Origin of the sequence: Mesorhizobium newzealandense (genome assembly GCF_042682145.1) — a bacterium.
Classification (GTDB): Bacteria; Pseudomonadota; Alphaproteobacteria; order Rhizobiales; family Rhizobiaceae; genus Mesorhizobium; species Mesorhizobium newzealandense.
In genome coordinates, this window is the sequence record NZ_JBHUGZ010000030.1 from 353003 (window position 1) to 365662 (window position 12660).

Below are 12660 nucleotides of genomic sequence, written 5' to 3' on the forward strand. Positions count from 1 at the left end.
GGATGGATCAGACTCGTGACAGCAAAACCGGGTCAGGCCGTCGCGGCCAGCGACCATGCCGTCGGGCACAACACGCTCACCGGCATCACGCTCAAGATCATCTCTGTGGCGGTCTTCGTCGGCATGTCGACCTGCATCAAGGCGGCGGGCACCGTGCCGGCGGGCCAGATCGTCTTCTTCCGCTCCTTCTTCGCCATCTTTCCGATCATTGCCTTCCTCGCCTTCAAGGGAAAACTCGGCACTGCGTTTTCGACCAAGCGACCGCTCAACCACATCGCGCGCGGCATCGTCGGCGTCTGTGCCATGGGGCTTGGCTTTTTCGCGCTGACGCGGCTGCCGCTGCCGGAGGCGATCACGCTGAACTATGCGCAGCCGCTGCTGGTGGTGGTGTTCAGTTCGATCTTCCTCGGCGAAGCCATTCGCGTCTACCGATGGAGCGCGGTCGCCGTCGGCCTCGTCGGCGTGCTGATCATCTCCTGGCCGGAACTGACGCTGCTGAGTTCCGACGAGGCGCTCGACGACCAGGAAGTGCTCGGCGTCATCGCCGCTCTTGTCGCGGCGGCGATCTCGGCCGTCGCCATGCTGCTGGTGCGCAACCTCGTGCAAAGCGAGCGGACCGCGACCATCGTGCTGTGGTTTTCGGTGACGGCGAGCGTCATGTCGTTGCTGTCGCTGCCGTTCGGCTGGCAGGCGCTGACGCCGCTCCAGGTGGCTCTTCTGGTTGCCGCCGGCTTCTGCGGCGGCCTCGGCCAGATCCTGATGACTTCGGCCTATCGCCATGCCGAAGCCTCGGTCGTGGCGCCGTTCGAATACACCTCGATGATCCTGGGCGTCGTCGTCGGTTATCTCGTCTTTGGCGACGTTGCCACGCTCAACATGCTGGTCGGCGGCCTGATCGTCGTTGCCGCAGGCATCTTCATCATCTGGCGCGAGCGACAGCTTGGCCTGGAGCGCACCCGCACGCGGAAGGCGACTCTGCCTCAGGGGTGACTACGACCGTTCGGCCCGCTCCTTCGCCAGCCGCACCAGCACCGTCCTTGTCTGCTCATCGGCCGGGAAAAACGATTCGATCGCCAGTTCCGACAGCGTCACGTCGAGCGGTGTGCCGAACACGGTGATGGTGCTGATGAACGACAGCACCTGATCGCCATGCGCCAGCCTGAGCGGGTGCACGATGGCGTTCGGCTCGACCGGCGCCGGCCGGCTGCCTGTCAAGCCGGACGGATAAGTCCGCAGTTCGCGCTCCAGTTCGACCAGCACCGGGTCGCCGCTCGCGTCGTTCTGGTGTTTCAGACGCTCAAGCAGGTGTGTCCGCCATTCCTGGAGATTGACGATGCGCGGTGCGACGCCGCCCGGATGCAGGCTGAGGCGAAGCACGTTGACCGGCGGCGTCAGCAGCGAAGGCTCGCTGACATCGGCAAGGAAGGGAGCGATGGCGCTGTTGGCCGAAACCAGGTTCCAGTGCCGGTCGACGGCCAGTGCCGGGAACGGCTCATGCCCCTTGAGCACGATCTCGACCGCTGCCATCGCCGGCGCCAGCGTTGCGTCGCTCAGCGGTCGCTCGCCGAAGCTCGGCGCAAAGCCTGCGGCGAGCAGCAGCTGGTTGCGCTGCCGGAGCGGGATCGACAGCTGTTCGGCCAGATGCAGCACCATGTCGCGCGACGGCGCGGCACGCCCGCTCTCGACGAAGCTCAGATGCCGCTGCGAGATCTCGGCTTCCATGGCGAGGTCGAGCTGCGACATGCGGCGGCGCGTGCGCCATTCACGAATGAGGCTGCCGGCGGAATTTTGGGCTGCTGTCATGAACAAATGACTAGGGCGGAGAGAGGCGCATTTCAATTACCTGCGAAGTCATCGCTAGGTGAGCGCCCGCAGCTTCGCCTTCACTTCGAGGAAATCCCGCCATGCCAGCTTCTTGTGCGCAGGAGTCCGCAAGAGATAGGCAGGGTGCAGCGTCGGCATGGCGGGAATGGCGATGCCGGATGCCGTCGTGTGGACGCGCCAGTTGCCGCGCAGCCGCAAGATGCCTTCCGAGGTGTTGAGCAAGGTCTTGGCCGAGGGGCCGCCGAGATTGATCAGCACCTTCGGATTGACCAGCTCGATCTGTCGCTCGATGAACGGCCGGCAGATCTCGGTCTCGTGCGGCGTCGGCGTGCGATTGCCCGGCGGCCGCCACGGAATGACGTTGGCGATATAGACCGAAGTGCGGTCGAGCCCGATCGCCGCCAGCATGCGGTCGAGCAGCCGGCCGGAACGGCCGACGAAGGGCAGCCCCTCGATGTCCTCGTCGCGGCCGGGCGCTTCGCCAACCAGCATCACGGCGGCCTCCGGATTGCCGTCGGCGAACACCAGGTTCTTGGCGGTGGCCTTGAGATTGCAGCCGTCGAAGGACGCCATGTGCTGGCGAAGCTCGTCCAGGGTCGTTGCCGTCGTTGCCAATTGGCGCGCCAGCGCCGCCTGCGCCTCGTCGGGAACCGTAGCGGTCGTGGACGGTGCGCGCGCCACCGGCGGCACATTTGTTCTGTCGCCCGGCTCCGCGCGGGACACGCTCGTCGAGCGTGGCGGAGCCGCGTTGTCGACCAAAGGCGCTGCCATCGGCGCGCGTTCCGCCGGTTTGGGCGCCTCGGCAAACCGGTTCACCGGCTGGTCTTCAAGCGCCTCGTCGACGCCCGCGCTGGCGTAAAATGCCAGCAGGTCGGCAAGGTCCGGTCTGTTGTTTGGGGAAGCGGCAGTCATGGCGGCACATTCGTCCGCATGGCGGCAATTTGCAAGGCTGGCCGCTTGCTCTAACCCGTCGGTATGCGTGGATCCTGCACCAGATAGAAGGTCCAGCGCGGCGTATAATCGGTCATCAGGAATTCGAACCTGGCGGTTTTCAGCGGGTCGACCTTGCCGTTCTTGAAAAGCAGGCGATCATAAGGTTCAAAATCGCGATCGAAATCGGCGAAGTTGCTCGACCAGATATTGTCCGGCGTCTTGTTGCGCTGGTCGAACGAAAGTCCGTCGCCGAACACGCTCGGCTGGTTCAGGATTTCCTGCAGCTCGAACTGGAATTCGACCCAGGCCTGGCCGCTGTTGTTGAGCACGTCGATGCGCATATACATGATGCCATTGGCGAATTCGCCGGCCGGGCCGAAAGCCTGGATCGGCTTTGTCGTGCGGATGGTCAGCGTCACCGGCGTCGACGCATTCAGCTCTTCGGTGATGACCAGCGGGTCGTCCTTCGTTCCGATGCCGGAAGCGCCGGTGATGTGGAAGCCGCCGAGCTCGTCGGAGAAGGAGTAGGCGCCCGTCGCCCAGACTTTCACCTCGTCGGCGGCGGCATGATCCGGTGCCAGCATCAGAAGGGCCAAAAGGAGCGCCCGGCAGGCCCTGCCGGGCGTCGATGGAAAGCGCGTCAATGAGAAGCCGGCTGGCCCAGGAATGCGCATGGCGTGAAGTATGGCCGATAAGCAAGCCGTCGAACAATTAAAAACGTGCGCGTTGCGAGCAACATGGGGCGAAAGCAGTTGTCCTGCCTCGCGGTGCGCGACTTTTTGGCCAAAACGGCATTGTCACGTATGCGCCGGTTTCCTGTCGCCAATTGATGCGCTATGCAGCGCAAGAGCCAGCAAGATGCCCGAATGGGATAAGCCAGTGCGGAGGGGTAGATGAGCGACATCGAACGCGAAAGCATGGAATTCGACGTGGTTATCGTCGGCGCCGGCCCGGCCGGCCTTGCCGCCGCCATCCGCCTCAAGCAGGTCAATCCCGAGCTCTCGGTTGTCGTCCTGGAAAAGGGTGGCGAGGTCGGCGCCCATATCCTGTCCGGCGCCGTCGTCGATCCGATCGGCATCGACCGGCTGCTGCCGGGCTGGCGTGATGAGGAAGGCCATCCATTCAAGACGCCGGTCACGGCGGACCATTTCCTGGTGCTTGGTCCTGCCGGCTCCTTCCGTCTGCCCAACATCCTGATGCCGCCGCTGATGAACAATCACGGCAACTACATCGTCTCGCTTGGCAATGTTTGCCGTTGGCTGGCGACCAAGGCCGAGGCGCTTGGCGTCGAGATCTATCCGGGCTTTGCCGCAGCCGGCCTGCTCTACAATGAAGAAGGCGCCGTCACCGGCGTCTTCACCGGCGACATGGGCGTCGAGAAGGACGGCACGCACGGGCCGGGTTTTGCGCCCGGCATGGCGCTGATGGGCAAATATGTGCTGATCGGCGAGGGTGCGCGCGGCTCGCTCGCCAAGCAATTGATCGCCAAATACAAGCTTTCCGATGGCCGCGAGCCCGGCAAATACGGCATCGGCCTCAAGGAACTCTGGCAGGTCAAGCCGGAGAACCACCGGCCCGGCCTGGTCCAGCATTCCTTCGGCTGGCCGCTCGACATGAAGACCGGCGGCGGCTCCTTCCTCTACCATCTGGAGGACAACCAGGTGGCGGTCGGCTTCGTCCTCCACCTCAACTACAAGAACCCGTGGCTGTCGCCATTCGAGGAATTCCAGCGCTTCAAGACCCATCCGGCGATCAAGGGTACCTTCGAAGGTGCCAAGCGTCTGGGTTACGGCGCGCGTGCCATCACCGAGGGCGGTTGGCAGTCGGTGCCGAAGCTGTCCTTCCCCGGCGGCGCGCTGATGGGCTGCGCGGCCGGTTTCGTCAACGTGCCGCGCATCAAGGGCTCGCACAATGCCGTGCTGTCCGGCATGCTGGCGGCCGAACATGTCAATGACGCGATTGCCGCCGGCCGTGCCAATGACGAGCTTTCCTCCTACGAGGCGGCCTGGCGGGCGACCGACATCGGCAAGGACCTGAAGAAGGTGCGCAACGTCAAGCCGCTGTGGTCGCGCTTCGGCACCATCGTCGGCGTCGGCATTGGCGGGCTCGACATGTGGCTCAACACGCTGTTCGGTTTCTCACCCTTCGGCACGCTGAAGCATGGCAAGGCCGATTATGCAACGCTCGAGCCTGCCGCCCAGCACCAGAAGATCGCCTATCCCAAGCCCGATGGCGTGCTGACCTTCGACCGGCTGTCCTCGGTGTTCCTGTCCAATACCAACCACGAGGAAAACGAGCCGGTCCACCTGCTTGTCGGTGACATGGAACTGCAGAAGCGTTCCGAACACGATGTCTTTGCCGGGCCTTCGACACGCTACTGTCCGGCCGGCGTCTATGAGTGGGTCGATAAGGACGGCAATGCCGCCGCCGACCCCGCCGCCAAGGATGTGCGCTTCGTCATCAACGCGCAGAACTGCGTCCACTGCAAGACATGCGACATCAAGGATCCGAACCAGAACATCAACTGGGTGCCGCCGCAGGGCGGCGAGGGACCAGTCTACCAAGGCATGTGAACTGCCTCGAGCCGGTGGCACTCTGCCGCCGGTCCGCTCGTCGTCGTTGAAAGGAGCTGGATATGCGCTTGCTCACGCTTTCATGCCTGGCGATCATCGGTACCTTGTGCGGCTCCGCGACGGCCGCATCGGCGGGCGTCAAAGTCCTGGTCAAGACGCAGACTTATGCCATCTCCGGCAAGACTGGAGAGGCTCTGATCGAGTCCATGGACCGCAACGGGCCAAGGCATGGCTTCATGGCTCGGGCGATTGCACAGACCAGCTATACAAAGGGTTGGGACTTCGCCTTCGCTCAGGTCAAGGGCACTTGCCGCATCAGGCAGGCCAACGGAACGCTCAACCTGAATTTTATCTACCCCCGCGTCGCGTCCGCTCTCCCACCAGCCCTCGACAAGCGCTGGGCACGGTTCTTCGCCGGCGTTCGCACGCATGAGGAGACCCATGCTGAGATTGCCAGGCAGATGATGAGTGCGACCGAGAAATCGCTCAGGGGCCTGACAGTCACCAATGACTCCCAGTGTTCCAAGGCACGGCGTGAGGCGAGGCGGCGGATCGACGCGGTCTTCGTCGACTATGAAGCCAGGCAGAACGCCTTCGACGCGCGTGAACACCGGGAAGGCGGTCACGTGGAGTATCTGGTCGAGGCCCTGGAGCGGCCTTAGGGGCAAGACTCAATCGGCGGGAACGAGCACAGTGCGCCAGGCTTGACGTTCAAATGGTCCGTTCCATCAGGACGGAAGGCAACACCGGCCCAGGGCCGATGCGCACTTCGATCCGCCCCACCGACCTGAAGCCCAAGGCCGCATAGAATCCCTCTGCGTTGAGGCTCGCCTGGCATTCGAAACGGCGCACACCTGACGACCGTGCATCTTCTTCGCAACGCCGGTAAAGCTGGCGCCCGATCCCGCGGCCCAACCACTCGGGACGAGTGGCGAAATGTCGGATGTGCGCGAGTTCGAGCGTCACCTCGGAGCTTCCCGGCCGTTCGCGGGACCAGCCGCCGCAGCCGACAGCAAAGCCATTTTCATCTAGCGCGAGATAGTAGGTGCCGGCAGAAAGCAGCGCAGGGTTTGCGCGGGTGATCAAAGGCAGCGCGGCTTCAAGAATGGCCTGATCGTATACTGTGCGCATCAGGCCGGGGTAGGAAGCGAGAAGCAACTCGCTTACCCCAGACTCGTCCTCAGGCGTGGCGCGTCTGACGGTGAAGGTGGGGGACATGCACAGCGCCCCGTGTGTTGAGCTGGTCGATCTTCGGTGGACCACCCGGCCATGTCAAATAGAACACGCCAAGGGTCCGAACCCGGTCATTCGGCGGGGCGGGTTTTTGACCCTGGAGCATGATTCCGAAAAGTGGAATCCGGTTTTTCGGAAAGATCATGTTCAAACGAACAGGCTCTAACCTCGATAGCCGTTTGGCGTCTTTCCGGCCGATGTCAGCGACACGGTCGCGGTCTCGTGTTCGTCAGCGGGCTTTTGCTCGTTCAGCCTGAGCGAGAACTCCACCAGCACAGGCAGGTGGTCCGAGCCGGTTTCCTCCAGCCTTGTCGCGGAATGAATGGTCACCCCGCCCTTGCTGAAAACCTGGTCGATCGGCAGGCCGGCGAAGCGCCGCAGCAAGTCCGGCAACTTGATGTAGATCCAGGTTGGTCCGGCGGATGGCATGACGGTCAACCCGCCGAGAGCGGCGACGCGGCGCACGGCGGCACTCCATGGCACCGCGTTGCAGTCGCCCGCCATGATCGCCGTCTCGCCGAGCGAGGACAGTGATTCCGCAAGCTCGCCGATCTGCCAGTGCTGCTCGCGTGGCCAGGGCCAGCTGAGATGGATCGCGGCGACATCGACGTCAATGCCACCGAAGTCGACGGTCGCTGTGGCCATGGCGCCGCGGCGCTCGCAATGCGGCTCGGTGCCGGTGGCAAAGGGCCGCCGCGAGAGCAGTGCGACGCCGAATATGCCGTTGGGGTAGGGACAGAGGATCCGGTATGGATAGGCGCTGCTGATATAGCCAAGTTCGGTCGTCCACATCGCCGACACCTCGTCCAGGGTGATCACGTCGGGATTGGTCCGGCCGATCAGCGACAGCACCCTCTTCGGCGTCGGATTGTCGTAGCGCAGGTTCATCTGCAGCAGCTTGTAGACAGCGCGGTCTTCGTTCTTGGCTTCATAGGCCGCCTGAACCGGCCACAAACGAGAAAATGGCAGCGCGCTGGAGGTGGTGGCAAAGGCCGCCACGGCAAAAAGCAGCGCCGTGGCCGCTTGCAGGCGAAATGGCGTGGCCAGCAGCGGCAGCGCGCAAAGCGCCATCAGCACGGCGAGATGAACGCGGAAATGCGAGAAGGAATCGAAAGCCGGATGCACGGTGCCGAAGAACCCGGCGACCAGGGCAACCGAAAACAACACCATCGCGATGAATGCCAGTGAAGCCGCCATGTCTCGACTGCGTCTCATCGGGTCAGGTCTGCAAAGGGTTGCCAAAGTGGTGCTGGCACGGTTATCGGCAAAAATGCGGCCCAATCAAGATGACGATCCCCACGCGATGCGCGGATCGTCCTACTGGAACGCCGTCTCCGAAAAACTTCTGAGCTTGCGCGAATGCAGCCGCTCCATTGGCATTTCCGCAAGCTTCTCCATCGCCCTGATGCCGATGGTCAGGTGCTGCGCCACCTGGCGCTTGTAGAACTCGGTCGCCATGCCGGGCAGCTTCAGCTCACCGTGCAGTGGTTTGTCCGAAACGCACAGCAGCGTGCCGTAGGGCACGCGGAAGCGGAAACCGTTGGCGGCGATCGTCGCCGATTCCATGTCGAGTGCGATGGCGCGTGACTGCGAAAGACGCTGCACCGGTCCGCGCTGGTCGCGCAGTTCCCAGTTGCGGTTATCAATCGTGGCGACGGTACCGGTGCGCATGATGCGCTTGAGGTCATAGCCGGACAGGCCGGTGACTTCGGCAACCGCCTCCTGGAGCGCCACCTGGATCTCGGCCAGCGGCGGGATCGGCACCCAGACCGGCAGATCGTCGTCGAGCACGTGATCCTCGCGCACATAGGCATGCGCCAGCACGTAGTCGCCGAGCGCCTGGGTGTTGCGCAGCCCGGCGCAGTGGCCAAGCATCACCCAGGCATGCGGCCTCAGCACCGCGATATGGTCGGTGATCGTCTTGGCGTTGGAAGGCCCGACGCCGATATTGACCATGGTGATGCCACCATGGTTCCGCTTCTTCAGATGATAGGCCGGCATCTGTGGCAGGCGCGGCGGTGCGACGCCTTCGCTGGGTGCGCTTTGCCCAACCTTGGTGATGACATTGCCCGGCTCGACGAACTCGGTATATCCGCCGCCGCCATTGGCCATCAGGTCGCGCGCACGGGCGACGAATTCGTCGATGTAGAACTGATAATTGGTGAACAGCACGAAGTTCTGGAAATGCTGCGGCGTGGTCGCCGTATAGTGCGACAGGCGGTGCAGCGAATAGTCGATGCGCTGCGCCGTGAAGGGCGCCAATGGCCGAGGTTCGCCGAACGCCACTTCGAAAGTGCCGTTGGCGATCTGGTCGTCGGTGCCGTCGAGGTCCGGGACATCGAACAGGTCGCGGATCGGCCGCTTGATGCGTTCAGCCGCCGCGCCGTCGACATGGGTGCCTTCGAGAAAGGCGAAATGCAGTGGAATGGGGGTGGTCGATTCCGAAACGGTGACCGCAACCCCATGATTGCGCATGATCAGGCGCAGCTGCTCGACAAGATAGCTTTCGAACAGGCCCGGCTGGGTGATCGTGGTCGAAAAATGCCCCGGCGTCGGCATATGGCCGTAGGCCTGGCGCGAGTCGATCTGGGTGAATGAATTGGTGGTGACGCCGATCTCCGGGTAGAAGGCGCGGTAGCGCTTGCCGTTGTCGCCGCCCGCTGCCGCCAGCGCCGCAAAGGAGTCGCGCAGGAATTTGGTGTTGCGGTCGTAAAGCACCTGCAGTGCCGCGACCGCTTTTTCGGCGCGATCGAAGCTTTGCCGGCCAAACGGCTCGGGCATGACGACAGATTCGATGGCTTGTGGGTAGATTCGCTTTTCCATGGCTCAATATAGAGACTTGGATCGGCACTTGGGAGGGGTGTCGCGACCGAAGGCGGCCAAAGCGTCGTTTTTCTTCAACCGCGCTGCAGGCTGACCAGGAGCACGAAGCCGACGCCGGACTTCTTCAAGGCTGGCGCGTCGATCGTCGAGCCGGCATCGGCGCGCATCATCGGCACGGCCAGAACCGGAGCGGCCAGGACCATCAGGATAAGCGCCGCCCGCGGCAGAAGCCGAAGGGTCTTGAGAGTGTTGGCGGCGATGCGGTCCATGGTGTTCTGCTTTTCTTTTCGAGGTCTTGGTTTCTGTGTTCAGTTGCGAAGGTGGGTGGGGCAGGCGAGGCGGCAGGTTCTGGAATTGGCCTCGTCCCAGGCGCGGGCCGGACGGCCCGCTTCGGCGACGAGGATGGCGAAGAACATTCCAAACAGGCTCAGCAGCAGGCAGACGATGGTGAAGCGGCGAGCAAGCATTGGGTCGTGTCTCCTTCAACACGCAGGAGAATGCCCGAGCGCGACTGAACCGGCTCTGATGCCGGCGTTCATCTGCGGTTCAAATTGGTTGACGGGGTTTCGACGGCGCCGGCATCGGTTTGGATAGCCACTGGCGGGTATCGAGCATCACCGGCGCGGGATGTGTCGATGAGACGAAAACGGGGCCCGTCGAGGCCCCGTTGTCATGTCGCAAGGATACGATCGATCAGAGCTTGTGCCAGGTCTGGCTCTTGCAGATCAGTCCGCCAAGCACGCAGCCGCTCATCTTGAGCGAGGTGCCCGACAATGTCGCCTTGCCCGAATAGGTTTTGTCGTTTGCCGGGTCGGTGATGTTGCCGGCATATTTGTTGTCGCCGGCCGCCTTGAGCGAGCCGATGGTCTTGCCGGCATATTTGCCGGACTTGAGCGTGATGGAGAACGTGCCGCCGCCAACGATCGCTGCGGTGTCGCCGGCCTGGGTTTTCCAGTTGCCTTCGATCGGATCGGCCCACGCCGAGCCTGCCATGATCAATGTGGCCGCCAGGGCCAGGCTCACTTTTCGAAACATGCTCTTCCTCCCTTTGGATGTCCGGCCGGATGCTCCGCCTCGCCGGTCTGCCGCTTACGCAAACGTAAGCTAATCCAGCTCCCGGCAAAACAAAAGCGGTGCCGCAGCGGAAGACTTTTGGATTTTGAAAGGCGCCAATGCGGGCCTTGCGGGCAAGGAAAAGAAAGCATCGGCGGATCGTGTTTGTTTCCCGTGGTTAGCGGAGTCTTGATTCCCACTGCGAAAATTTTCGTCGAATTTGACGAAAACCAGCGCGATTGCTGGCTTTGTATCCTTAACGAATTTCCGCGTTTACCTCTTGTTTTAGCTTTGTTTTCCTCAAATTAAGCACGCCATTTAACGGCGGATTCAAGCCTCCACGGCATTCTCGAAAGCATCGGAAGAGCAGCCCGCAAGGACAAACGAAGGCAGCTCTCGGGAGCCGGACAGGGCCAGAACAGGGGATTGAAAATGGCACGTTTTGAAATGCTTGAAGCAGGCTTCGGCGCCATGGGGGCAACTGCCCAGGCCGACATTCTTTTCGAACTGGGCATGATGTATGCGACCGGCCGCGATTGCGAGACCGATGTCGTTGCCGCCCACAAATGGTTCAACATTGCCGCGATCAAGGGCTCGGCCCGCGCCGCAGAACTGCGCTCGGAACTGTCGGCGGCGATGTCGAAGGTCGAGATCGCCAAGGCGCTTCGTGAAGCCCGCGAATGGATGACCATGCACTGAGTTCTGCCAACCGCAGATAGAAGACAGGGAAGCCCCGGGTCATGACCGCACAGATGGCCAGACCCGGCGGAATGGAAGGCCGCGCAAGACGGTCGACGACCTAAAGAAAAAGAACGCGACAGGCCGCCAAGGCTAAGTCGCGCACGACATGGGGAAGGCGAGCGGGATTTCGGGGCGCGGGGGCGCTTGGGGACCGTTGGCGAGCAAAAAAGCCACGACCAGCCGGAACAAGGCTGGCGTGGCTTTTTTTCTTGGGTGACGTCTTGCAGGCCCAATCGAGTGCCGCCGATGCGCCTAGACAGGTCCGGTGAAGGATGAAATTGTCCCGCCTCTCTGGAAGAAGCGCGGCCGAGCGGCCGCGCGTGAGTGGAGGAGTTCTATTACCATGAAAAAAATCAGTATTTTGAGCGCGGCCGTTTTTGGCCTGATGATGAGTGCGCCGGTCGCATTCGCCGACGACATCACCTTTGCGGTGGTCGGTCCGATGACCGGCCAGCTCGCCACCATCGGCGATCAGTTCAAGCAGGGCGCACAGGCCGCTGCTGACGCGATCAATGCGGCGGGTGGTGTCGACGGTCGCCAGATCAAGCTGAGTATCCAGGATGACCAGTGCGATCCCAAGCAGGCCGTGTCGGTCGCCAACCGCATCGTCGCCGATGGCGTCAAGTTCATCGATGGCCACGCCTGTTCGGGTTCGAGCATTCCAGCCTCTGCCGTCTATGCCGAAGGCGGCGCCTTGATGATGAGCCCGGCCTCGTCCAACCCGGTGCTGACCGACGCGGCGGCCAAGGCCGGCTGGCCGACGATCATGCGCCTTTATACGCGTGACGATGCGCAGGGCGCCTTCATCGGCCCATGGATCGCCAAGAAGTTTGCCGGCAAGAACGTCGTCGTCCTGCACGACAAGAGCGCCTACGGACAGGGCGTGGCTGACGCCGTCAGGGCAACCATGAATGCCGGCGGCCTCAAGGAAGTGTATTATGACGGCATCAATGCCGGCGAGAAGGACTATTCGGCTCTCGTCACCAAGCTAAAGGACTTGAAGGCCGACGTGGTCTATTTCGGTGGTTACCATCCTGAAGCCGGTCTTATCCTGCGCCAGTCGGCGGAACAGAACCTGAAGTTCCAGCTGATCATGCCGGACTCCATCGCCTCGCCTGAATTCTGGCAGGTTGCCGGCCCGGCCGGCGAGGGCACCATGTTCGTCTTCCCGTCGGATCCGCAGGCAAAGCCTGAAGCCAAGGCAGCCGTCGAGAAGATCAAGGCGGGCGGCTTCGTACCGGAAGGCTTCACGCTGTTCTCCTACGCCGTGGTCCAGGCCTTCGCCGAAGGCGTCAAGCGCGCCGGCAGCGACGACCCGGCCAAGGTTGCCGAAGCGTTGAAGAATGGCACGCCGATCAGCACCGTTGTCGGCGATGTCACCTTCGACGAAAAGGGCGACCTCAAGAATGCCAGCTATGACATCAACCAGTGGCATGACGGCAAATACGCGCCGATCGCGCAGTAATCGCTGACGTCGCCT

At 62.7% G+C, this 12660-nt stretch carries 14 protein-coding genes; 5 read left to right on the plus strand and 9 right to left on the minus strand.

The features are described 5' to 3' along the window. Window positions 1-15 precede the first annotated feature (15 nt). A complete protein-coding gene (locus ACFSOZ_RS35710; protein WP_379106059.1) occupies window positions 16-990 on the plus strand; it encodes a DMT family transporter in 975 nt (324 codons plus the stop codon). On the opposite strand, the gene ACFSOZ_RS35715 is transcribed toward ACFSOZ_RS35710, so the two are convergent. From ACFSOZ_RS35715 to ACFSOZ_RS35725, 3 genes are read right to left on the minus strand one after another with little or no spacing between them, the layout of a single operon-like run. Continuing rightward, window positions 991-1803, minus strand: coding sequence for a helix-turn-helix domain-containing protein (locus tag ACFSOZ_RS35715; protein WP_379106061.1), 813 nt, complete (start codon window positions 1801-1803; stop codon window positions 991-993). It abuts the gene before it with no gap. Window positions 1804-1857: 54 nt separating this feature from the next. Next, complete coding sequence (locus ACFSOZ_RS35720; protein WP_379106063.1) at window positions 1858-2736, minus strand: uracil-DNA glycosylase; 879 nt, start codon at window positions 2734-2736, stop codon at window positions 1858-1860. A 50-nt stretch (window positions 2737-2786) separates the two neighbouring features. Beyond that, window positions 2787-3431 (minus strand): hypothetical protein, encoded by a 645-nt coding sequence (locus ACFSOZ_RS35725; RefSeq protein ID WP_379106065.1) that lies wholly within the window; start codon window positions 3429-3431, stop codon window positions 2787-2789. Window positions 3432-3650: 219 nt separating this feature from the next. Here ACFSOZ_RS35725 and ACFSOZ_RS35730 point away from each other — a divergent pair, with 219 nt between their 5' ends. Continuing rightward, window positions 3651-5330: an electron transfer flavoprotein-ubiquinone oxidoreductase gene (locus ACFSOZ_RS35730; protein WP_379106067.1), complete on the plus strand. Its 1680-nt coding sequence runs from the start codon at window positions 3651-3653 to the stop codon at window positions 5328-5330. Window positions 5331-5392: 62 nt separating this feature from the next. Further along, window positions 5393-5992, plus strand: a complete 600-nt coding sequence (locus tag ACFSOZ_RS35735) for a DUF922 domain-containing protein (protein WP_379106069.1) — start codon at window positions 5393-5395, stop codon at window positions 5990-5992. A 49-nt stretch (window positions 5993-6041) separates the two neighbouring features. Here the strand turns inward: ACFSOZ_RS35735 and ACFSOZ_RS35740 are convergent, their stop codons facing one another. The 6 genes from ACFSOZ_RS35740 to ACFSOZ_RS35765 all read right to left on the minus strand — a co-directional run bounded on the left by ACFSOZ_RS35740 (window position 6042) and on the right by ACFSOZ_RS35765 (window position 10421). Then, complete coding sequence (locus tag ACFSOZ_RS35740; protein WP_379106071.1) at window positions 6042-6548, minus strand: GNAT family N-acetyltransferase; 507 nt, start codon at window positions 6546-6548, stop codon at window positions 6042-6044. A gap of 177 nt (window positions 6549-6725) precedes the next feature. Then, complete coding sequence (locus ACFSOZ_RS35745) at window positions 6726-7778, minus strand: endonuclease/exonuclease/phosphatase family protein (RefSeq protein WP_379106073.1); 1053 nt, start codon at window positions 7776-7778, stop codon at window positions 6726-6728. A 102-nt stretch (window positions 7779-7880) separates the two neighbouring features. Continuing rightward, window positions 7881-9344, minus strand: coding sequence for an AMP nucleosidase (locus ACFSOZ_RS35750; RefSeq protein WP_465264479.1), 1464 nt, complete (start codon window positions 9342-9344; stop codon window positions 7881-7883). A gap of 116 nt (window positions 9345-9460) precedes the next feature. Next, complete coding sequence (locus ACFSOZ_RS35755) at window positions 9461-9655, minus strand: hypothetical protein (RefSeq protein ID WP_379106077.1); 195 nt, start codon at window positions 9653-9655, stop codon at window positions 9461-9463. A gap of 39 nt (window positions 9656-9694) precedes the next feature. Further along, window positions 9695-9853 carry a hypothetical protein gene (locus ACFSOZ_RS35760; protein WP_379106079.1) on the minus strand — a complete coding sequence of 53 codons (159 nt, stop codon included), beginning with the start codon at window positions 9851-9853 and terminating at the stop codon, window positions 9695-9697. A 226-nt stretch (window positions 9854-10079) separates the two neighbouring features. Further along, window positions 10080-10421 (minus strand): DUF2147 domain-containing protein, encoded by a 342-nt coding sequence (locus ACFSOZ_RS35765; protein WP_379106081.1) that lies wholly within the window; start codon window positions 10419-10421, stop codon window positions 10080-10082. Window positions 10422-10871: 450 nt separating this feature from the next. Between ACFSOZ_RS35765 and ACFSOZ_RS35770 the strand changes: the two genes are divergently transcribed. Beyond that, window positions 10872-11138, plus strand: a complete 267-nt coding sequence (locus ACFSOZ_RS35770) for an SEL1-like repeat protein (RefSeq protein ID WP_010915070.1) — start codon at window positions 10872-10874, stop codon at window positions 11136-11138. Window positions 11139-11523: 385 nt separating this feature from the next. After that, a complete protein-coding gene (locus ACFSOZ_RS35775; RefSeq protein ID WP_379106083.1) occupies window positions 11524-12645 on the plus strand; it encodes an ABC transporter substrate-binding protein in 1122 nt (373 codons plus the stop codon). Window positions 12646-12660: the final 15 nt, after the last annotated feature.

What these genes read in the sequence shown, in the direction of transcription:
- ACFSOZ_RS35715 (WP_379106061.1), bottom strand. Translation starts at nt 1,803, where the DNA reads ATGACAGCAGCCCAAAATTCCGCCGGCAGCCTCATTCGTGAATGGCGC.
- ACFSOZ_RS35720 (WP_379106063.1), bottom strand. Translation starts at nt 2,736, where the DNA reads ATGACTGCCGCTTCCCCAAACAACAGACCGGACCTTGCCGACCTGCTG.
- ACFSOZ_RS35725 (WP_379106065.1), bottom strand. Translation starts at nt 3,431, where the DNA reads ATGCGCATTCCTGGGCCAGCCGGCTTCTCATTGACGCGCTTTCCATCG.
- ACFSOZ_RS35730 (WP_379106067.1), top strand. Translation starts at nt 3,651, where the DNA reads ATGAGCGACATCGAACGCGAAAGCATGGAATTCGACGTGGTTATCGTC.
- ACFSOZ_RS35735 (WP_379106069.1), top strand. Translation starts at nt 5,393, where the DNA reads ATGCGCTTGCTCACGCTTTCATGCCTGGCGATCATCGGTACCTTGTGC.
- ACFSOZ_RS35740 (WP_379106071.1), bottom strand. Translation starts at nt 6,548, where the DNA reads ATGTCCCCCACCTTCACCGTCAGACGCGCCACGCCTGAGGACGAGTCT.
- ACFSOZ_RS35745 (WP_379106073.1), bottom strand. Translation starts at nt 7,778, where the DNA reads ATGAGACGCAGTCGAGACATGGCGGCTTCACTGGCATTCATCGCGATG.
- ACFSOZ_RS35750 (WP_465264479.1), bottom strand. Translation starts at nt 9,344, where the DNA reads ATGCCCGAGCCGTTTGGCCGGCAAAGCTTCGATCGCGCCGAAAAAGCG.
- ACFSOZ_RS35755 (WP_379106077.1), bottom strand. Translation starts at nt 9,655, where the DNA reads ATGGACCGCATCGCCGCCAACACTCTCAAGACCCTTCGGCTTCTGCCG.
- ACFSOZ_RS35760 (WP_379106079.1), bottom strand. Translation starts at nt 9,853, where the DNA reads ATGCTTGCTCGCCGCTTCACCATCGTCTGCCTGCTGCTGAGCCTGTTT.
- ACFSOZ_RS35765 (WP_379106081.1), bottom strand. Translation starts at nt 10,421, where the DNA reads ATGTTTCGAAAAGTGAGCCTGGCCCTGGCGGCCACATTGATCATGGCA.
- ACFSOZ_RS35770 (WP_010915070.1), top strand. Translation starts at nt 10,872, where the DNA reads ATGGCACGTTTTGAAATGCTTGAAGCAGGCTTCGGCGCCATGGGGGCA.
- ACFSOZ_RS35775 (WP_379106083.1), top strand. Translation starts at nt 11,524, where the DNA reads ATGAAAAAAATCAGTATTTTGAGCGCGGCCGTTTTTGGCCTGATGATG.